This window comes from Thalassospira sp. SM2505 (assembly GCF_054901115.1).
Window position 1 is genome coordinate 799,632 of record NZ_CM142731.1, and the last position, 19,207, is coordinate 818,838.

The following is a 19,207-nucleotide window of genomic DNA, read 5'->3' on the forward strand; positions in this document are numbered from 1 at the left end:
ATATGAAAACCATCATAACCAAAACCCTGCGTGCCGGTTTCACGCTTGTCCTGGTTGTTGCTGCCGTCGCAGGCGGTATGCATCTTTATGATTACTATATGAACGAACCCTGGACCCGTGACGGGCGTGTCAGTGCGGATGTTGTTTCGATTGCGCCCGATATTGCAGGTCTGGTCGCCGAGGTGAAGGTGTCAGATAACCAGCAAGTCAAGGCAGGCGACATTCTGTTTATCATAGATGCAGCCCGCTATCAGGTCGCGGTCGATCAGGCGCGCGCCAAACTTGAAAGTGCCAAGGCTGCGCGCGATCAGGCTGCCCGTGAAGTCAAACGTTATAGTGGCCTTGATAGTGATGTTGTCTCGACCCAGAAAAAGGAACAGGTCAAAACCAGCCTTGCAACCGCGCAGGCCGATCTTGATCTGGCCAAGGCGGACCTTGATCTGGCGCAGCTTAACCTGTCGCGGACAAGTGTTGTTGCCCCGGTCAACGGGATCGTGACCAACTTCTCGTTGCGTCCGGGTAACTATGTTGGTGCCGGGACCGCGATTGCCGCCCTTGTCGATAGCAGCTCGTTCTATGTTGCGGGTTATTTCGAAGAAAACAAACTGCCGCGCATTGCCATCGGGGATCGTGTAAAAGTCAGTCTGATGGGTGAAGATCGTCCGATTGACGGCCATGTTGTCAGCATCGCCAGCGGTATTCAGGACAGTGAACGCTCAGGCAGTTCCGCCGGACTGGCACAGGTCAAACCAACCTTTAGCTGGGTCCGTCTGGCCCAGCGTGTGCCGGTGCGTGTTGCCCTTGATCACATACCCGAAGGCGTAAAGCTGGTGGCCGGGCGCAGTGCGGTTGTGACGATTGATCAGGATGCCTCACATGGCGGTAGCGGGCTTAATGTCGGTCTGCTGTTCTGAGGGCGGGCCGGGATTTTGTCATGATGCAGTGCAAAAAGTGACTTGCAGTGCAAAACAAGTTTGGGTAATTTTCGTAAAAATTAAACTGAAATATTGAACGAATATTATCAAACGGGAGAAACCTGATGGCTGCTGCCCCACGTCCGCGCCGCTCTGTTCTTTATATGCCGGGATCGAATGCCCGTGCCCTTGAAAAGGGCAGGAGCCTTCCGGCGGATGGTCTTATTCTTGATCTTGAGGATGCGGTTGCGCCTGATGCCAAGGATGTGGCGCGCGATCAGATTGTTGCTGCCCTTGCCGAAGGCGGCTATGGCAAACGTGAAATCCAGATCAGAACCAATGGCCTGAACACCCCGTGGGGCTATGCCGATATTGTGGCGGCATCAAAAACCGCCGCCGATGCCATCCTGCTTCCCAAGGTTGAAAGTGCCGATACCGTCCGTCAGGTCGCCAATATCATGGAGGCCGAAGGTGCGCATGAAGGCATGACCATCTGGTGTATGATGGAAACGCCGCTTGCGATGCTCAATGCCAAGGAAATTGCCGGGGCGCATCCGCGGCTGGGCGGGTTTGTGATGGGGACATCCGATCTGGCCAAGGATTTGAACTGTGCGCATACACCAGACCGTTTACCGATGATCACAAGCCTTGGTCTTTGCCTGTTGGCGGCACGGGCCTATGGGTTGGCGATCCTTGATGGTGTGCATCTTGATCTGTCCGATGATGACGGGTTTGACGCATCCTGCAGACAGGGGCGCGAGCTTGGCTTTGATGGCAAGACCCTGATCCATCCCAAAACCATTGCGAGCGCCAATGCGGCCTTTGCCCCGGCCGAAAGCGAAATCGCCTGGGCCCGCAAAATCATTGCTGCCCATGAAGAAGCGGCTGCCGAAGGCAAGGGCGTTGTCGTGGTGGATGGCAAGCTGATTGAAAACCTGCATGTGGTATCGGCCAAGAAGCTGGTGGCGATGGCCGATCTGATTGCAGAAATGGACGCTGCCTAAGCGCAGGATATCCGGGGTTCGCGCCCGATAAAGAAAACAGGTCGACAAAGACCAGCAAGGCGGCGCGAACCGGAACTTCAAGGAACTTTCGCCTTTCAGGGAGGCCCAGGAATGTCAAAGACCAATCCGGGAAATTACTTTGAGGATTTCCAGATCGGACAGGAAATCCGCCACGCGACCCCGCGCACGATCACAAGCGGTGATGTCGCGCTTTATACCGGGCTTTACGGGCCGCGTTTTGCAGTGCAGTCGTCTGATGAATTTGCGCGCGCCATCGGGTTCCGGTCAGCCCCGGTTGATGACCTTCTTGCCTTTCACATGGTGTTTGGCAAAACCGTGCCTGATGTGTCGCTCAATGCGGTGGCCAATCTTGGCTATGCCGGGGGGGTGTTTGGCGTACCGGTTTATCCGGGCGATACGGTCACGTCGGTTTCGACCGTGACGGGGCTTAAAGAAAATTCAAACGGCAAGACCGGTGTTGTCTATGTCAATTCGGTCGGGCGCAATCAGCGCGGCGAGATGGTTCTGGATTACAATCGCTGGGTCATGGTGCGCAAACGCGATGAAGCAGCCCCGGCACCGCAAGCCGTTTTGCCCGAACTGCCCGGTGTGGTCGCCCCCGAGGCATTCCAGATTCCGGTTGGTCTGGATATGACATCCTATGAAACCCGGCTGGCCGGGTCACCACATCGTTGGGATGACTATTATGTCGGTGAAAAAATCGACCATGTTGATGGCATGACGCTTGAAGAATCCGAGCATCAGATTGCCACGCGACTCTATCAAAATACCGCCAAGGTCCATTTCGATCAGATCGCAGCAAATGACGGCCGGTTTGGTAAGCGCCTGATTTATGGCGGCCATATCATTTCACTGGCGCGCGCGCTTTCATTTAACGGGCTTGGCAATGCCTTCAGGATTGCTGCGATCAATGCCGGGACGCATGCCAATCCGGCCTTTGCCGGGAATACGGTCTTTGCCTGGTCAGAAGTGCTGGGGAAATTCGAACTGCCCGGGCGTCGCGATCTTGGTGCGTTGCGTCTGCGTCTTGTGGCGGTGCGTGACCGGCAAGCAAGCGATTTTCCGCTGCGTACCGGGGACGGGAAATATCATCCTGATGTGCTGCTTGATTTCGACTATACGGTTCTGATGCCGCGTTGATCGGGGCGTTGCGCGATCCTGGCATGCGCGCTTGCTTAACCGTTCGTTTGTGATGTCGGGGCTAATTTCGCTGCGTCGGGCGTGCTGATCTTGATCGGGCGTTCGTGCATCCATATGTGTTTGCAATAAAATAGACCCGATCCAGGGGCAGTTTCCTTGCGTAAGAAGGTCTAATTGTGCGATTGCTAAATCCACGTTACGTCGTACACACGTCTGATGCGTGATCCTGTGTCACACATCATGCCCTTCCCGCAGGGCGTTTACGGCGTCTGAGAGGTCAACCTACGTAGTTTAACGGAGGCAAAACGGCGTTTTGGTTCTGAATTCTTTGGATTTTAAAGGGGTTCAGATTGACTCAAACCCGCTGCATGGGTAAATAAACCCTGCTTTCCCGCCAGCTACTTTGAGAAGAGGCAATTCCGCTATGAGCAAAGCCAATCGGCCGCTGTCTCCGCACTTGCAGGTGTACCGGCTTCCGATGACGGCAAAGATGTCCATCACGTTCCGTGCGATGGGTGTCGGCCTTGCCATTGGTTTCGTATTTTTGGCGTCCTGGCTGATTGGTGCCGGCGCTGGTCGTGAAGCCTTTAACGGCTATCACGGATTTTTCACCTCGTGGTTTGGTCTGCTGCTGCTGTTCGGTTGGACAGCGGCGTTTTATTACCACGCTTGCAACGGTATCCGTCACCTTGTCTGGGATACTGGTCGCGGCCTGACGAATGAGGGTGCCGCCAAAGGCAACCCGATCGTCCTTGGCGCGGCAGTTGTGCTGACCATCATCACCTGGATCATCGGTCTGGCCTAAGGCCGGGCAAGAGGGGACAAACTTGTCATGAAGATGCAATCCGATCTAGGCCGTGTTCGCGGTCTCGGTTCTGCTAAAAGTGGCTCTTCGCACTGGTGGACCCAGCGCGTAACCGCTGCTGCAAACCTTCCGCTCGGTATCTGGTTCATTCTTTCGATTCTTGCAGGGCACACGGCCGATTATGATGCCGTTCACGCCTGGTTGAGCTCGTACTTCCATTCGACCATGATGATCCTGATGATCGTCAGCGTTGCTGTGCATTTCACGCATGGCCTGCAGGTCGTGATCGAAGATTATGTGCATAACCGTAAAGCAGAAGTGATTTCGCTGATGCTGATCAAAGCCGTCGCAGCCTTCCTGTCTGTGGCAGCCATCGTATCAGTCCTGCGTATCGTTTTTGCCGGAGCCTGAGCCAATGACTGAATCATATAAAATTATCGACCATAACTACGACGTCGTCGTTATGGGTGCAGGCGGCGCAGGTCTTCGCGCGACGCTCGGTACGGTTGAAGCCGGCCTGAAAACTGCATGTATCACCAAGGTCTTCCCGACCCGTTCGCACACCGTTGCTGCCCAGGGCGGTATCGGTGCATCGCTTGGCAACATGTCCGAGGATCACTGGCAGTGGCATATGTATGACACCGTCAAGGGTTCCGACTGGCTTGGTGACCAGGACGCGATCGAATATATGTGCCGTAACGCCGTTCCGGCGGTTCATGAACTTGAACATTACGGCATGCCGTTCTCGCGTACCGAAGACGGTAAAATCTATCAGCGCCCGTTCGGTGGTCACACCCGCGACCACGGCAAGGCGCCGGTTGAACGTGCCTGTGCCGCTGCTGACCGTACCGGTCACGCGATGCTGCATACCCTGTATCAGCAGTGCCTGAAGCACAAAGCAGAATTCTTTGTCGAATATATCGCCCTTGATCTGATCATGGATGAAGACGGTTCGTGCAAAGGTCTGGTTGCCTGGGATCTGGATTCCGGCGAGCTGCACCGCTTCAATGCCAAGATGGTCATTCTGGCATCTGGCGGTTATGGCCGTGCATTCTTTAGCTGCACCTCGGCACATACCTGTACCGGTGACGGTCATGGCATGGTGGCCCGTGCGGGTCTTGGTCTTCAGGACATGGAATTCGTTCAGTTCCACCCGACCGGCATTTACGGTTCGGGCTGCCTGATCACCGAAGGCGCACGTGGCGAAGGTGGGTACCTGACCAACTCCGAAGGCGAACGTTTCATGGAACGTTATGCCCCGACCGTTAAGGACCTTGCATCGCGTGACGTCGTGTCGCGTGGTATGGCACAGGAAATCCGTGACGGTCGTGGTGTTGGCGAGCACGGCGAATATATCCACCTGCATCTCGAACATCTTGGTTCGGAAGTGCTGTGGGAACGTCTGCCGGGTATTACCGAAACCGCAAAAATCTTTGCCGGTGTTGATGCGACCAAGGAACCGATTCCGGTTCTTCCGACGGTCCATTACAACATGGGCGGTATTCCGACCAACTATAAGGGCGAAGTTCTGCGTCCGACCGCTGACAACCCGAACGCAATTGTTCCGGGCCTGATGGCGGCTGGTGAAGCAGCTTGCGTGTCGGTTCATGGTGCAAACCGTCTGGGCACCAACTCGCTGCTCGATCTTGTTGTCTTTGGCCGTGCATGTGGTCTTCATGCCGCCGAAGTGGTCGATACCAAGGCACCGTTCAAGGAACTTAAAACCACCGATGGCGACGAGGCGATTGCACGTTTCGACCGTCTGCGCTGGGCAAAAGGTTCGCGTCCGACTGCGGATATCCGTCTGGAAATGCAGCGCGTCATGCAGGGCAACTGCGGCGTGTTCCGTACCTCGGAAATCCTCAAAGAGGGCGTTGGCAAACTTTCCGAGACCGCAAAAACGCTTCCCGACGTCGGCGTTTCGGATCGTTCGCTCATCTGGAACTCGGACCTGGTCGAGACTCTCGAACTTGAGAACCTGATGACCTGTGCCGCAGCAACCATGAATTCGGCAGAAGCGCGTCATGAATCGCGTGGTGCACATGCCCACGAAGATTATCCGAAGCGCGATGACGAAGTCTGGATGAAGCACACGATCGCCACTGTCGACACCGAGAAGGGTTATGGCGTTGATCTGACCTATCGTCCGGTCAACAACTTCACCCTGACCGATGAAGTGTCGTATATCGAGCCGAAAGAGCGCGTCTATTAAGGCGCGGCAAGAGAGGATTTGAGAGATGGTAGAATTCAATCTTCCCGCCAATTCGGTCGTGAAAGAGGGCAAATCGTTCTCTGCTCCGGCTGACGCGAAGAATGTCCGTTCGTTCAAGATCTATCGTTTTGATCCGGATAGCGGCGATAACCCGCGTACCGATACCTACGATATTGATCTCGACAAATGTGGTCCGATGGTTCTGGACGCGCTGATCAAGATTAAAAACGAGATCGACGCGACCCTGACTTTCCGCCGTTCGTGCCGTGAAGGCATTTGCGGTTCGTGCGCGATGAATATCGATGGCCGTAACACGCTTGCGTGTCTCAAGCCGATCGAAGACATCAAGGGCGAAGTAAAGATCTATCCGCTGCCGCATATGCCGGTGGTCAAGGATCTGGTGCCGGATCTGTCGCAGCCTTATGCGCAGCTCGCTTCCATCGAGCCGTGGCTTAAAGCCGACAGCCCGACCCCGCCGGATGGTGAACGTCTGCAGTCGCGTGAAGAACGTGCCAAGCTTGATGGTCTTTGGGAATGCATTCTGTGCTTCTCCTGCTCGACCGCGTGCCCGTCCTACTGGTGGAACTCTGACCGTTACCTCGGCCCGGCTGTTCTGCTTCAGGCATATCGCTGGCTGGCTGATTCGCGTGACGAATATACCGGTGAACGTCTCGATGCACTCGAAGATCCGTTCCGCCTGTATCGTTGCCACACGATCATGAACTGCACCAACACCTGCCCGAAAGGCCTGAACCCGGCCCTTGCGATCACCGAAATCAAAAAGATGATCGCAGAACGCCGCGCCTAGGCGTATGGCAGTGTTGCCCTGATATTGGCGTTTTGCGCCAGCATGTTAAAGCCGTCGGTGATCGAATGATCCCGGCGGCTTTTTCGTCTGTCATCAGGATGTTAACCCCGTAATTACGCAATTGGGGTATGATGGTGACCGGCTTTCTTGCTGCAATATAGGGAATGACTGTCTTGTTCACGCGTTGCCAGTTTCGTGTTTCATCCATTCGTGCCCTGACGGGGGTTGGTCTGATGCTTGGTCTCGCGGCCTGTGGCGATACCGGTTCGAACTGGGAACCGCAGGACATGTTTGCCGCGCCGACCGAACAGAAGCTTGATGATCGCTATCGGGCGATGATTGATTTCAAGGCCATGGCGCGTGATGTCAATGGCAAGGAATATGCTGCGGGGCCCAAGGCAACAGTGCTGGGCGCGGTGGAAGAGGCCGTTGCCATGTGCAGTCAGGCCAATGCGCAAGGCTGCAAGGCGGTTCGGGTCGGTCTGACCTGGGTGGATGGTCTTGATCAGGTCGCGATTGAAAGCGTTATTCAGTCCTATAACGATACCATGACGGCCGAGGCTTATCATGCTGCCGGACAGGGCAATATGGGGGCCGCGAACTGGCTGGCCTATCATTATGCAGTGCTCGGTGAAAACCTGACCGAGGCAGAACGTCTTTCAAAACAGGCATTGTCAGTGGCCCCCGATGATCCCGGTGCACTTGATACCTATGGGCTGATCCTGTATCGGCAGGGACGTTATCAGGAAGCCGAAGAGGTGTTTATCCGGGTGAACAAGGCGATGCCGACGGCCGAGCATATTGCACATTTTGCCGACAATGCCCTTGCCATGGGCAAGGCCGAGATGGCGCGTGCAGCCTATCAGCGTGCCCTTCAGGCCGGGGCGGGGCCGGTGCTTTCGCAAACCATTCAGAAACGGTTGCTGGCCCTTGATCTGAATGGTGCAGGAAATGCGCAGCCGGCACAATGATCGGCAATATCATTTTTGATTGTGACGGTGTCCTGATTGACAGTGAAATTCTGTCTTTTGCGGTCGATGAACGGATGTTGCCGGAATATGGTATCACCCTGAATGCGACGGAAATTGCGCGCAGCTTTGGCGGTGTTGCCTATCGCGAGATGGTGGCAGAGCTTAATGCACGCTTTGGCGTGAATATTGATCCGGTTGCCTATCAGGAACGTTGTGAAGCTGAGCTTGCCCACATATTCGAGACCGATCTTGAGGCTGTCGGGGGCATGCCAGATCTGCTGGCAAATCTTTCTGTGCCCTTTGCACTTGCCTCGGGCAGTGATCTCGCACGGCTTGATCTGTGTCTTGGTCTGACCGGGCTTGATGGATTTTTCCAAAACCGGATTTTTTCGGCCGAGCAAGTGGCACGGGGCAAACCTGCGCCGGATGTTTTCCTGCTGGCAGCGACGACATGCCGGTGGTCACCGGAAAGCTGCCTTGTGATTGAAGACAGCCCGTCAGGTGTAATTGCCGCAAAGGCCGCAGGTATGCGGGCGGTTGGATTTCTTGGTGGGGCCCATCGATCCGAGCGTGATGGTGATGGTTTGCTTGACGCCGGTGCCGAATATGTCGCAGGCAACAGTTCCGATTTGCACTATTACCTGCGTGATCTTGGTTTGATCGGGGTGGGCCAGATCAGGGGCTAGGTTTATGCCCGGTCCAGCGTAATGACCTCACCATCGACCAGTGGCAAATCGACCTCGTTAAGGTTATTGCCCGGACCGGATCGATCCATGATGGACCGGCTGTCAGATACAATTTGCAATTTAACATTAGTAGAAAATATAGACTGAGCAGTACTATCCTTCTCCCATTCAGGTTGCCGTCTATTGTAACCCTGCCAGCGGCCCTTACCTATTTGCCAGCGCCCTCTGGAGAGAGAAAAACAATGTTCAGGACGTTTCTTTTGACTGGTGTGACTGCTGCACTGGTGTCCTTCGTGGCATTCGCGGATTCCAGCCATCATGCTGTATCTGACGATGTCATTGCCAGACAGCGCGCGGCTCTGGCTGCGGCAACGCAGGGCAAGGGATTTGGGCCCCAGTCACCACGCGATATTGGTATGATGGCAGGTAGCAACCACCGCGTATTTGGCACCGCACCCGATGTCAGCAAAATGACGCTGTGTGATATCCATTTCCATGAAAATGCCGAGCATAAGGGAGGTTCATATACCACCTTTGCCGGTAATGGTGACGGGTATGGCTTTGGCACTGGCTTCAAATACGATGGCAAACTGACCGAGGCGGAGCTGGCCCCGGTTGGCATGGCGGTTGGTGCCAGCGAACATGGTGATCTCGAACCGGGTGATACCATCGAAATCCACTTTGTCTATTCGACCGCACAGGCAAGTCTTGGCAATGGTCTTGGCACCTGTCTGAGTGACGCGGTCAATAATCCGCAATTGCGGGTCGAGGCCGTTGTTGCCGTGCTGGTATCAGAAGGGGGTGCCGATTTCGCCAGGATGGCTGAAATCAGGGAGGTTGACGGCCTTAATCAGGTGCCCGGTCTGCCGACCGACCTTGGCGATCCGGTGATCTATGCCGGATCAACCACCGGGCCTGGCTATAACGAAAAGGGATCGCCCTTTCAGGTAACCTGGAGTGTGCGCCCCGATGTCGTCAAGCTGGGCATTGCATCGGTTGATACATGGTTGAAAGATAACCCGTTTGACGAAGGCCACGCCCATGGGGTGCGGAACCTTGTCACCAACCCGGATCTGCTTTCGCCAATCAACTGACGGATAAAAATAAACGCAGGGCACGTCATGCCCTGCGTCATTGAATTTTGCGTTGCCGGTGGATTTGATCACCCGGCAACGTGATGTTTCGGGCCTATGCCCAATCCAGCGTGATGACTTCGCCGTCGACCAGTGGCAGGTCAACCTCGTTAAGGTTGTTGCCCGGACCCGAACGATCGACGATCAGAAAATCGCTGTCTTCTTCGAGCACCAGAAGCGGGTGATGCCAGACATTCTTGGCATAGGTCACCCCCTGTGTCCCATCCGACAGAAAGGCGCGCAGGTTTTCCGGTTTGGGGGTATCGGTCCCCGACGCCACGACAAGCAGGAACTTCTGACCCGCAAGCGGCATGAAGGCCTGTGATCCCAGCGGATGGCGTTCCATCATTTTGATTTCAATCGGCTTGGGCCGGGGCGTTCCGCGAAAGATGCTGATGATCGGGGCACCGCCTTCGTCAGCGACATCGACACGTGAAATGTCGTGAAAGCGCGTGGTGGTGCCCAGATTGATCGGATAGCTGTCGCGTGCGGTGGCAATCGAAATCACCTCGCCAAACGGGGCGAAGGCATCCGGCGTCAGATGTTCGACTGAGAGCTTCATCGTTGTGCGATCCTTATTTGGTGGCGGGCTTGCCAAGGATGCGCAGACGGCTGATGCCGCCATCGGGGATCGAATTGACACGCAGATGGGTCACCGGACCATTGACGGTCAGGCTGGCGGCATCAAATTCGTGGATATGGTCTGCCTGCATCTTGCTTTCGGGCAGGATGGTCGACCAGAACATGGAACGCGCGCGCAGCGACTTGTCCTTTTCGCCGTCAACATAGGCCCCCTGGATCGACACACGGTCAGGATAGTTCCCTTTGAAGTGACAGGTATCGACGATGATTTTTTCGATCTCGCCGGGATGCCCAAGCTCGATAATCAGCCATTCATTGCCCGGTTCACGACGGCGGCGGGTTTCCCAGCCATCGCCCATATTGACCCCGCGGCCCGGTGCCAGAATGGCGTTCGGATTACCGTAATGGGCATCGGACCAGCCGACAACAACACCGCCATTGATCATCGCTGCCAGATCGACCTGTTCGCCCTTGGCAGCCATTTCTGTCCAGTCGCGGTTCGGACGACCGTAAACGCGCAGACGGGCGACACCGCCATCGGGATAGATGTGCAGACGCACATGGGTATAGATCGCATCCGAGGTTACATCGGCATAGTGATGGGCACTGGCACCGAGACCCATCGGGGCGACGATTTCATCCCATTTGGCGTCATCTGCCGGATCGCCATTCGGGCAATAGCAGCCTTCAAGCGAGCCAGCTGGCGGGAAGTTGCCGGTAAAGTGGCTGGTGTCGATATCAACACCATAAATGCGGCCCGATGTTGCAAGGCGCACCACACAGTAATCATGGCCTTCGACGCGTTTGCGGCGGCTTTCCCAGCCGTCCATCCATTTGCCGTGATCGTCATAGCGATCAGGATAAAACACCGCATCGGCGGTTTGCAGCATGCGCTGCTTGTCGGCAAAGAAATCATCTGTCGCAAAAATGGCTTCTGCACCCAGACGTTCGTCGGCAAGGTTGACGAACTTCCGTGCAAATTCCGGTGCGTCGTGATTTTCCTGATGGCTCATGGTCGTAAAATCCTGAAATGGTCGTTTATTATACGGTTATCAATCAATCGGTCGGGCGCTCGGGCGTACCGGGCTGGATCGGGTCTGGCCTACAGGGCTTCGAGCCGCAGTCTGGCAATGCGATGAACCTGATTGATCGCCTCGTTAAATTCGGTTTCGACATCGTTTTTGACCCGCCGTTCAAATGCCGCAAGAATATCGGTCCGGTGGAACCCCTTGACGGCAAAGATGAACGGAAAGCCGAACTTCTGTTTATATTGGTCGTTCAGTTCAGTGAAACGGGCCAGTTCGTCTGCGCTGCATTGATCAAGTCCGGCACCCGTCTGTTCGCTTTGCGAGGATGCGGTCAGATCGGCAAGGGCGAGTTTCCCCGCAAGATCGGGATGGGCGCGCAAAAGCGCAAGCTTGTCGCGATCAACCGCGCCATTGACCACGGCGGCCATGGCATCGGCAAGGTTCGCGGGTGTATCAAGTGCCTCGGTGATGCCGCGCTCATAAAGCTGATGGGCAACCCATGGTGAATGTTCATAGACCCAGCCATAAAGCGAGACAAAGGCGCTTTCGGCCAATGTGCTTGGCGGGCGGGTGGTGAACTGTGATTGACTGGTGTCTGTCATTTTGATCTTGGCTTTCAGTCCCGGTTCTTAGCCGCCAAACGGATGATGTTCGCGCCAGTGACGGGCGATATCAATCCGGCGGGCGAACCAGACATTGTCGTGGCTTTGGACATAGTCGACAAAGCGTTTCAGAGCGGAGAAGCGACCCGGACGGCCTACCAGTCGGCAATGAAGGCCCAGAGACAGCATGCGCGGCGTATGCGCGCCCTCTTCGTACAGCGTATCGAAGCTGTCCTTGAGATACTGGAAATACTGTTCGCCGGAATTGAACCCCTGAAGGGCGGCAAAGCGCATGTCGTTGGCATCAAGGGTATAGGGCACGATCAGGTGCGGCTTTTCGGTCTGGGTGCTCCAGAACGGCAGTTCGTCACTGTAATCGTCGGCATCATACAGGAAACCGCCTTCTTCGGCGACGATGCGACGGGTGTTGGGGCTGGTGCGGCCGGTGTACCAGCCAAGCGGACGTTCGCCGGTGACATCCTTGATGATATCAATCGCCTTGTGAAGATGGTCGCGTTCAATGTCTTCGGGCACATATTGATAGTCAATCCAGCGATAACCGTGCGAGCAGATTTCGTGACCGTCCTTCATGGCGACTTCGCCGACTTTCGGGTGGCGGGCAAGGGCCATGGCAACGGCAAAGATGGTGATCGGGATCTGGCGTTCGCGGAACAGGTTCAGAATGCGCCAGACGCCAACGCGCGATCCATATTCATAGATCGACTCCATGCTCATATGGCGGACACCCTCGCGCATGTCGGCACCGACGATTTCCGACAGAAATGCCTCGGAGGCCTTGTCACCATGCAACACGCAGTTTTCACCGCCTTCTTCGTAGTTCAGGACGAACTGGACGGCCACGCGTGCACCGTTGGGCCAATTGGCCTTGGGCGGGTTTTCACCATAACCGATCAAGTCACGCGCATATGTCTGGTCGTTCATCTGAACCTTCTCCTGAATTCTTGTACGCCCGGCTTTGTCCTGCGGAACGTTTGGTGTAGCATTAACCATAGGTCACCGGGCAGCAAGGGATAAACCTTATGCTGGCCGGACCGGATAAGTGCCGCACTATCAAGGCTGTTTTGATAATGTTCCTGGACGGAAGGTGGTGTGGGCCACGTTTTGCGCGGTCTTCCAAGGCTTCTGCCTTTGTTACATACTATAGTGCCTGAAACAGTTACATTCGTTTTTCAAAGAATTATTGATATAGTTTCACTTTATCGCCTCTTTCCCCCGGGCGGGTGGTAATGCGACCCTTTTTAAATCGCTCAAAATTGGTTCGGCACAGAAATTCATAACCAGAATGCCGACCACGGGGAGAAGCGATCGACCACAAAATTAAGAATAAGAGAGAGGAGGCCCGGCATGGGACGACTGACTACCCATGTACTGGATACGGCAAAAGGCTGTCCGGCTGCTGGAATCCGCATTGAGCTGCACAGATTTGGCAATGGTCATGATGATCTGGTTGCCGAAGCTGTGACCAATGTTGATGGCCGCACCGAAGCGCCGATGCTTGACGGTGCCTCTTTCAAACCTGGTGAATATCAGCTGGTGTTCCACGCAGGTGACTATTTCGATGCCATTGGCGAAAAGCTTCCCGAGCCCAAATTCCTGGATCAGGTGGTGATCCGGTTCGGCATTTCCGACGGGCAGGCGCATTATCATGTGCCGCTGTTGCTGTCGCCATTTGGCTATTCCACATATCGCGGAAGCTGAGGTTGACCATGGCGAACGCGACCGGATCTTTCCGTTCTGATATCCGTTTTCTTCTGGGTGATGAAGAGCGCAGCTTGCGTGACGTCGATCCGCAGATGACGGTGCTTGAGTATCTTCGTCTGGCCGAGCGCAAACCGGGTACCAAGGAAGGCTGTGCCGAGGGCGATTGTGGTGCCTGTACGGTTGTTTTGGGCGAGCCCGACGGCAAGGGGGGGATGGCTTATCGCACGGTCAATGCCTGCATCCAGTTTGTGCCGACCCTTGATGGCAAACAGCTTTTGACGGTCGAACATCTGAAATCCGAAGATGGCAGCCTTCATCCCGTGCAGCAGGCCATGGTTGACACCCACGGGTCGCAATGCGGGTTCTGCACACCGGGCTTTGTCATGAGCCTTTATCAGTTGTGGCTGGATGGTGGCGAGGATGACCGGGGTGCGATTAATGATGCGCTGGCCGGGAACCTGTGCCGTTGCACCGGCTATGGCCCGATTATCGAGGCAGCCCGCAAGGCAGGCGGCATTGCAGCCAATGACGCGGTTGAACAAAAGCGCCGTGCAGACATTGCGACCCGGCTAAGTGCCATGGTTGATGATACCGGGACGCTTGCTGTCGAACATGCTGCCGGGCGCTATTATGCGCCGCGCACATCTGATGAGTTGGCCGGTCTTCTGGTTGCCCATCCCGATGCAACGGTTCTGGCCGGTGGCACGGATGTCGGGCTTTGGGTGACCAAGATGCTCAAACGGCTGGACCCGATCATTTATATTGGCGATGTCGGCGACCTGAAATCGGTTACGGAAACCGAAGATGCCCTGATCATCGGGGCCGGTGTGACCTATAGCCGCGCGCATGATGCGCTGGGCAAGGTTGCTGCTGATATTGGGGAACTGGTGCGCCGGATCGGATCCCGGCAAATCCGCAATGCCGGAACTGTAGGCGGTAATATTGCCAATGGGTCGCCGATTGGCGATACCCCGCCCGCCCTGATTGCGCTGGGGGCAAAGATTGTTCTGCGTATGGGCGATGTGAGACGCGAAGTCGCACTGGAAGATTTCTTTATCACCTATGGCAAGCAGGACCGTCAGGCGGGCGAGTTTGTCGAAAGCGTGATTGTGCCCAAACCGGCAGAGGGTGTTGCGTTCAAGGCCTACAAAATCTCCAAGCGCTTTGATCAGGATATCACCGCGGTTCTTGGGGCGTTTGCCATCAAGATTGTTGAAGGCAAGGTTGCAGAATTCCGGGCGGCCTTTGGCGGTATGGCCGGAACCCCGATGCGGGCTGCCAAATGCGAAGCGGCCCTGATCGGACAGGACTGGAACGAAGCCAGCCTGAACGCGGCCCAACTGGCATTGGCCAAGGATTTCGCACCAATGAGCGATATGCGGGCCTCAAAAGAATATCGCATGCTGGTCGCACAGAACCTTCTGACCAAGCTGTTCATTGAAACCACTGCGCCCGAAATTGCCACCCGCCTTGTTGGCAAGGAGGCAGCCCATGTCTGATCAGATTACCAAAACCGATATGGATGAGGTGATTGCGCCGACCGCCGGTTTGTCGGGCGGGGTGCGGTCCAGTTCCCAACATGACAGCGGCCCGAAACATGTGGCGGGCGAAGCGGTCTATATCGATGACATCATCGAGCCCTATGGCACGCTTCATCTGGCACCCGGTGCTGCGACCATCGCGCACGGCAAGATTGTGCGTATGGACCTGTCCAAGGTGCGTTCGGCACCCGGTGTTGTGTGCGTATTGACCGCCGAAGATGTTCCCGGTGTCAATGACGTGTCCCCGGCCCATACCCATGATGATCCGGTTTTACCCGACGGCATCGTACAGTTTTATGGTCAGCCGGTTTTCTGTGTCGCGGCTGAAACCCGCGCGCAGGCCCGTGCGGCGGCCAAGCTTGCCGATATTGAATATGAAGAACTGCCAGCGGTTCTGTCGATTGAAGAGGCGCTTGAAAAACAGCAATTCGTTGCACCCCCGCATGTGATGAAGCAGGGAGACGCCAAATCGGCCCTTGCCAAGGCCAAGCATCGCCGGGCCGGGCGGATGGAGATTGGCGGGCAGGATCATTTCTATCTGGAAGGGCAGATCACCTTCGCCATTCCGCAGGAAGACGGTGATGTTCTTTTGCATTGTTCGACCCAGCATCCGTCCGAAGTGCAGCACAATATTGCCAATGTGCTTGGTCGTCCGGCCAATGCGGTAACGGTCGAAGTTCGCCGTATGGGCGGCGGGTTTGGTGGCAAGGAAACGCAGGCATCGCAATGGGCGGCACTGGCGGCCATCGTTGCGGTCAAAACCGGACGTCCGGCCAAGTTCCGTCTGGACCGGGATGATGACATGGTCATGACCGGCAAACGCCATGACTTCATTGTCGATTATGATGTCGGCTTTGATGATGACGGACGGATTTGCGGTCTTGATATCCAGTATGCGACCAATTGCGGTTTTTCGGCTGATTTGTCAGCCGCCATTGCTGACCGCGCGATGTTCCATACCGACAATGCCTATTACCTTGGCGATGTCGAAATCAGATCATACCGCTGCAAGACCAACCTTGTGTCCAATACCGCGTTTCGCGGGTTTGGCGGACCGCAGGGCATGGTCGCAATCGAACGCATCATCGACGAAATTGCCATGCTGGTCGGACGCGATCCGATGGATGTGCGTATTGCCAACTATTACGGCATGACGGATCGTAATACGACGCCATATCACATGGTGGTCGAAGACAATGTGTTGCCCGAACTGACCGACGATATCCTCAAAGCCAGTGACTATCGCAAACGTCGGGCAGAGATCGAAGCGTTCAACGAACAAAGCCCGGTCCTGAAAAAGGGCTTGTCGCTGACGCCGGTGAAATTCGGGATTTCCTTTACCACCACCTTCCTTAATCAGGCAGGCGCGCTGATCCATGTCTATCAGGATGGATCGGTGCATCTGAACCATGGCGGGACGGAAATGGGACAGGGCCTTTTCATCAAGGTTGCCCAGGTCGTCGCTGAAGAATTCCAGATTGATCTTGATCAGATCAAAATCACAGCCACCAATACCGGCAAGGTGCCAAATACGTCTGCGACCGCGGCATCAAGCGGGGCGGATATGAACGGCATGGCAGCACGCGATGCGGCAATGACGATCAAGAACCGGCTGATTGCCTTTGCTGCCGAGAAATTTAGTGTCGCCGAGGCGGCTGTGCGCTTTGTGCCGGGCAAAATTATTGTCGGGGATGCGGCCGAGCTTGCCTTTGCCGATCTGATCAAACAGGCCTATCTGGCGCGTGTATCGCTATCGGCGACCGGTTACTACGCGACACCGAAAATCCATTATGACCGTGAAACCGCGTCGGGTCGGCCATTCTATTACTTTGCCTATGGCATGGCCTGTTCCGAGGTTCTGATTGATACCCTGACCGGTGAATACAAGGTCACTAGGGTTGATATCATTCACGATGTCGGGCGCTCATTGAACCCGGCAATTGACCGTGGCCAGATTGAAGGTGGCTTCATTCAGGGCATGGGGTGGCTGACATCCGAGGAACTCTGGTGGGATGACAAGGGCAACCTCCGGACCCATGCGCCATCGACCTATAAAATCCCGGCATGTTCGGATCGCCCGGAAGATTTCCGGCTTGATCTTTGGTCGTCCGGACGAAACGTCGAAAAAACCATTCACCGGTCCAAGGCGGTTGGTGAGCCGCCCCTGATGCTGGCTATTTCAGTGCATCGTGCGATTGCCGATGCGGTGGCGTCGGTTGCCGGACACAAGGTGGTGCCGAACCTTGATACCCCGGCAACGCCCGAAGCGGTTCTGTATGCCGTGGCCGATATTGCCAAACGCATGATCGAGCAATCCGGTCAGCCGGTTTCGGTTGCAGGGGAATAAGGTCATGACCCTGTCGCTGCGTGATCATATCAACCTTCTGTCTGCGCCCGGCCCGGTGATGCTGGTATCCGTTGCTGCGATTAGGGGATCGACGCCGCGCGAAGTTGGTGCCTTCATGCTGATTGCAAGCGATGGCCTTGCGGGCACGATTGGCGGCGGCAATCTTGAACATCAGGTGACCTTGCTGGTGCGCCAATGCCTTGCGGGTGACATGACGTCGGTCCCGACGGCCGAGATTGTCCGTTTTCCGTTGGGGCCGGGGCTTGGGCAGTGCTGTGGCGGATCGGTCGAGGTTGGTTTTCATCTGCTTGATGAAACCAAGAAAGAAGCACTTTGCGCGGCATTGGCAGCGGTTGCCGACCAGCCGGTTTCGCAATCGGGGCGCTGGTTGATGATGCCGGTTTCGACAGCTGTTGGTACATGGCAGATTGCCGGGGCAGAAAGCGCACAGGCCGCGATGCTTTCGGACGGGTTCGGGACCGAGCGCGGCGGGATGGTTGCCATCAACGGCGTTAAAACATTATGTCTGCGCCTTGATGATGCGCTGACCCCGCTTTGGATTTTCGGGGCGGGGCATGTTGGCAAGGCGGTGGTTGCGGCACTTTCGCCCTTGCCGTTTGACATCCATCTTGTCGATTCGCGCGAAGACTATCTGGCGGGGGTCGAGGGTAAAAACCTTCATATTTACCAAAGTGATAGGCCCGAACTTGACGTTGCCGACATACCGGCCGGCGGGCATGTTCTGATCCTGACCCATAACCATGCGCTGGATTTTGACATCTGCCGGGCGGCATTGATGCGCGATGACCTTGGTTTTGTTGGCATGATCGGCAGCCAAACCAAACGCGCGCGCTTCATTCGACGGCTTTCTGATCGGGGGTTGGGTCCGGTTGAAATCGGTCGTTTGACTTGCCCGATTGGGATTCAAGGCATTACCGGAAAACAGCCGGTGGTGATTGCGGCATCCGTTGCCGCGCAATTGTTGTCTGTGCGCGAAGCACAGATGGCCCAAAATCAGACGACCAAAGCCGCATCAGACGGGGTCGGTTGATTTTAAAACCTTCATTGAAGGTGTTTTTAATGATAAAGGGCCGCGAAATGACGGCCCAATCAGGTGATCTGGTGACCAGATCAGGGGTTTCGTAAAGGAGATTTGGCTGTGTGTGACGCCAAAGGCCATATGCGCCACGCCGTGGATTTGTCGCGGCAAAAAATGGAAGAGGGATGCGGTGGTCCGTTCGGCGCAATCATTGTTCGCAATGGCGAAGTGATTGCCGAGGGATGGAACAATGTCACATCCAACAACGACCCGACTGCCCATGCAGAGGTCAGCGCCATTCGTGCGGCCTGTGCAAAACTGGGCACATTCAATCTTGCGGGTTGTGAAATCTATACCAGTTGCGAACCCTGCCCGATGTGCCTTTCGGCGATCTATTGGGCCCGTCTTGACAAGATCTATTATGCCAATGGCCGCGAGGATGCTGCTGCCATCGGTTTTGATGATCAGTTCCTGTATGATGAAGTGGCAAAGCCGATCCATGATCGTTCCTTGCCAATTGTTCATGTCGATTTGCCCGAGGCGCGCGAAGTATTCGCCGCGTGGGATGCCAAAACCGACAAGATCGCATATTGAGACCGTTTGATTGCAATCCGTTCTGCGGTAAAACCGCAAATGCCTTGTAAATCATATC

The 19,207-nt window shown here is 55.7% G+C and carries 19 protein-coding genes; 15 read left to right on the forward strand and 4 right to left on the reverse strand.

Features of this window, described 5'->3' with window-relative positions:
• Positions 1 to 2: 2 nt before the first annotated feature.
• From ACTU44_RS03665 to ACTU44_RS03710, 10 genes are all read left to right on the forward strand, one after another.
• A complete protein-coding gene (locus tag ACTU44_RS03665; RefSeq protein ID WP_462096705.1) occupies positions 3 to 914 on the forward strand; it encodes an efflux RND transporter periplasmic adaptor subunit in 912 nt (303 codons plus the stop codon).
• A gap of 125 nt (positions 915 to 1,039) precedes the next feature.
• Positions 1,040 to 1,918: an HpcH/HpaI aldolase/citrate lyase family protein gene (locus tag ACTU44_RS03670; protein ID WP_462096706.1), complete on the forward strand. Its 879-nt coding sequence runs from the start codon at positions 1,040 to 1,042 to the stop codon at positions 1,916 to 1,918.
• Positions 1,919 to 2,029: 111 nt separating this feature from the next.
• On the forward strand, positions 2,030 to 3,079 hold the full coding sequence (locus ACTU44_RS03675) for a MaoC family dehydratase (protein WP_114096661.1): 1,050 nt from the start codon (positions 2,030 to 2,032) through the stop codon (positions 3,077 to 3,079).
• Positions 3,080 to 3,503: 424 nt separating this feature from the next.
• A complete protein-coding gene (gene sdhC / locus ACTU44_RS03680) occupies positions 3,504 to 3,884 on the forward strand; it encodes a succinate dehydrogenase, cytochrome b556 subunit (RefSeq protein ID WP_114096662.1) in 381 nt (126 codons plus the stop codon).
• A gap of 27 nt (positions 3,885 to 3,911) precedes the next feature.
• Positions 3,912 to 4,295, forward strand: a complete 384-nt coding sequence (gene sdhD, locus ACTU44_RS03685; protein ID WP_114096663.1) for a succinate dehydrogenase, hydrophobic membrane anchor protein — start codon at positions 3,912 to 3,914, stop codon at positions 4,293 to 4,295.
• A 4-nt stretch (positions 4,296 to 4,299) separates the two neighbouring features.
• Positions 4,300 to 6,096 carry a succinate dehydrogenase flavoprotein subunit gene (gene sdhA / locus ACTU44_RS03690; RefSeq protein WP_114096664.1) on the forward strand — a complete coding sequence of 599 codons (1,797 nt, stop codon included), beginning with the start codon at positions 4,300 to 4,302 and terminating at the stop codon, positions 6,094 to 6,096.
• A 25-nt stretch (positions 6,097 to 6,121) separates the two neighbouring features.
• Complete coding sequence (locus ACTU44_RS03695; RefSeq protein WP_114096665.1) at positions 6,122 to 6,904, forward strand: succinate dehydrogenase iron-sulfur subunit; 783 nt, start codon at positions 6,122 to 6,124, stop codon at positions 6,902 to 6,904.
• A 164-nt stretch (positions 6,905 to 7,068) separates the two neighbouring features.
• Positions 7,069 to 7,875: a tetratricopeptide repeat protein gene (locus tag ACTU44_RS03700; protein ID WP_462096707.1), complete on the forward strand. Its 807-nt coding sequence runs from the start codon at positions 7,069 to 7,071 to the stop codon at positions 7,873 to 7,875.
• Complete coding sequence (locus ACTU44_RS03705; protein WP_462096708.1) at positions 7,872 to 8,561, forward strand: HAD family hydrolase; 690 nt, start codon at positions 7,872 to 7,874, stop codon at positions 8,559 to 8,561. Before ACTU44_RS03700 ends, ACTU44_RS03705 begins: the two co-directional genes overlap by 4 nt.
• 242 nt (positions 8,562 to 8,803) lie before the next feature.
• Positions 8,804 to 9,655 carry a delta-class carbonic anhydrase gene (locus tag ACTU44_RS03710; RefSeq protein ID WP_462096709.1) on the forward strand — a complete coding sequence of 284 codons (852 nt, stop codon included), beginning with the start codon at positions 8,804 to 8,806 and terminating at the stop codon, positions 9,653 to 9,655.
• 94 nt (positions 9,656 to 9,749) lie between these two features.
• Here the strand turns inward: ACTU44_RS03710 and ACTU44_RS03715 are convergent, their stop codons facing one another.
• The 4 genes from ACTU44_RS03715 to puuE form a co-directional block, all read right to left on the reverse strand.
• Positions 9,750 to 10,256 carry an ureidoglycolate lyase gene (locus ACTU44_RS03715; RefSeq protein WP_462096710.1) on the reverse strand — a complete coding sequence of 169 codons (507 nt, stop codon included), beginning with the start codon at positions 10,254 to 10,256 and terminating at the stop codon, positions 9,750 to 9,752.
• A gap of 13 nt (positions 10,257 to 10,269) precedes the next feature.
• Positions 10,270 to 11,289 carry an allantoicase gene (alc, locus tag ACTU44_RS03720; RefSeq protein ID WP_462096711.1) on the reverse strand — a complete coding sequence of 340 codons (1,020 nt, stop codon included), beginning with the start codon at positions 11,287 to 11,289 and terminating at the stop codon, positions 10,270 to 10,272.
• Between the two features lie 89 nt (positions 11,290 to 11,378).
• Positions 11,379 to 11,906 (reverse strand): 2-oxo-4-hydroxy-4-carboxy-5-ureidoimidazoline decarboxylase, encoded by a 528-nt coding sequence (gene uraD / locus ACTU44_RS03725; RefSeq protein ID WP_114096671.1) that lies wholly within the window; start codon positions 11,904 to 11,906, stop codon positions 11,379 to 11,381.
• 27 nt (positions 11,907 to 11,933) lie between these two features.
• Positions 11,934 to 12,848 carry an allantoinase PuuE gene (gene puuE / locus ACTU44_RS03730; protein ID WP_462096712.1) on the reverse strand — a complete coding sequence of 305 codons (915 nt, stop codon included), beginning with the start codon at positions 12,846 to 12,848 and terminating at the stop codon, positions 11,934 to 11,936.
• Between the two features lie 423 nt (positions 12,849 to 13,271).
• On the opposite strand from puuE, the gene uraH reads away from it, so the two are divergent.
• The 5 genes from uraH to ACTU44_RS03755 all read left to right on the forward strand — a co-directional run bounded on the left by uraH (position 13,272) and on the right by ACTU44_RS03755 (position 19,149).
• The gene (uraH, locus tag ACTU44_RS03735; protein ID WP_114096673.1) at positions 13,272 to 13,625 is read left to right on the forward strand and encodes a hydroxyisourate hydrolase; all 354 of its coding nucleotides are present in this window, start codon (positions 13,272 to 13,274) and stop codon (positions 13,623 to 13,625) included.
• Positions 13,626 to 13,633: 8 nt separating this feature from the next.
• Positions 13,634 to 15,127, forward strand: a complete 1,494-nt coding sequence (gene xdhA, locus ACTU44_RS03740; protein WP_462096713.1) for a xanthine dehydrogenase small subunit — start codon at positions 13,634 to 13,636, stop codon at positions 15,125 to 15,127.
• Positions 15,120 to 17,516 carry a xanthine dehydrogenase molybdopterin binding subunit gene (xdhB, locus tag ACTU44_RS03745; RefSeq protein WP_462096714.1) on the forward strand — a complete coding sequence of 799 codons (2,397 nt, stop codon included), beginning with the start codon at positions 15,120 to 15,122 and terminating at the stop codon, positions 17,514 to 17,516. Before xdhA ends, xdhB begins: the two co-directional genes overlap by 8 nt.
• 4 nt (positions 17,517 to 17,520) lie before the next feature.
• Positions 17,521 to 18,567 (forward strand): xanthine dehydrogenase accessory protein XdhC, encoded by a 1,047-nt coding sequence (gene xdhC / locus ACTU44_RS03750; RefSeq protein ID WP_462096715.1) that lies wholly within the window; start codon positions 17,521 to 17,523, stop codon positions 18,565 to 18,567.
• A gap of 108 nt (positions 18,568 to 18,675) precedes the next feature.
• Complete coding sequence (locus tag ACTU44_RS03755; protein ID WP_220150265.1) at positions 18,676 to 19,149, forward strand: nucleoside deaminase; 474 nt, start codon at positions 18,676 to 18,678, stop codon at positions 19,147 to 19,149.
• Positions 19,150 to 19,207: the final 58 nt, after the last annotated feature.

Bases quoted from the DNA above. Each gene is read 5' to 3' on its own strand.
- ACTU44_RS03670 (WP_462096706.1), top strand. From the start codon at position 1,040: ATGGCTGCTGCCCCACGTCCGCGCCGCTCTGTTCTTTATATGCCGGGA.
- ACTU44_RS03700 (WP_462096707.1), top strand. From the start codon at position 7,069: ATGACTGTCTTGTTCACGCGTTGCCAGTTTCGTGTTTCATCCATTCGT.
- uraH (WP_114096673.1), top strand. From the start codon at position 13,272: ATGGGACGACTGACTACCCATGTACTGGATACGGCAAAAGGCTGTCCG.
- ACTU44_RS03665 (WP_462096705.1), top strand. From the start codon at position 3: ATGAAAACCATCATAACCAAAACCCTGCGTGCCGGTTTCACGCTTGTC.
- xdhA (WP_462096713.1), top strand. From the start codon at position 13,634: ATGGCGAACGCGACCGGATCTTTCCGTTCTGATATCCGTTTTCTTCTG.
- puuE (WP_462096712.1), bottom strand. From the start codon at position 12,848: ATGAACGACCAGACATATGCGCGTGACTTGATCGGTTATGGTGAAAAC.
- sdhA (WP_114096664.1), top strand. From the start codon at position 4,300: ATGACTGAATCATATAAAATTATCGACCATAACTACGACGTCGTCGTT.
- alc (WP_462096711.1), bottom strand. From the start codon at position 11,289: ATGAGCCATCAGGAAAATCACGACGCACCGGAATTTGCACGGAAGTTC.
- xdhB (WP_462096714.1), top strand. From the start codon at position 15,120: ATGTCTGATCAGATTACCAAAACCGATATGGATGAGGTGATTGCGCCG.
- xdhC (WP_462096715.1), top strand. From the start codon at position 17,521: ATGACCCTGTCGCTGCGTGATCATATCAACCTTCTGTCTGCGCCCGGC.
- ACTU44_RS03710 (WP_462096709.1), top strand. From the start codon at position 8,804: ATGTTCAGGACGTTTCTTTTGACTGGTGTGACTGCTGCACTGGTGTCC.
- ACTU44_RS03695 (WP_114096665.1), top strand. From the start codon at position 6,122: ATGGTAGAATTCAATCTTCCCGCCAATTCGGTCGTGAAAGAGGGCAAA.
- ACTU44_RS03715 (WP_462096710.1), bottom strand. From the start codon at position 10,256: ATGAAGCTCTCAGTCGAACATCTGACGCCGGATGCCTTCGCCCCGTTT.
- ACTU44_RS03705 (WP_462096708.1), top strand. From the start codon at position 7,872: ATGATCGGCAATATCATTTTTGATTGTGACGGTGTCCTGATTGACAGT.
- ACTU44_RS03675 (WP_114096661.1), top strand. From the start codon at position 2,030: ATGTCAAAGACCAATCCGGGAAATTACTTTGAGGATTTCCAGATCGGA.
- sdhD (WP_114096663.1), top strand. From the start codon at position 3,912: ATGAAGATGCAATCCGATCTAGGCCGTGTTCGCGGTCTCGGTTCTGCT.
- uraD (WP_114096671.1), bottom strand. From the start codon at position 11,906: ATGACAGACACCAGTCAATCACAGTTCACCACCCGCCCGCCAAGCACA.
- sdhC (WP_114096662.1), top strand. From the start codon at position 3,504: ATGAGCAAAGCCAATCGGCCGCTGTCTCCGCACTTGCAGGTGTACCGG.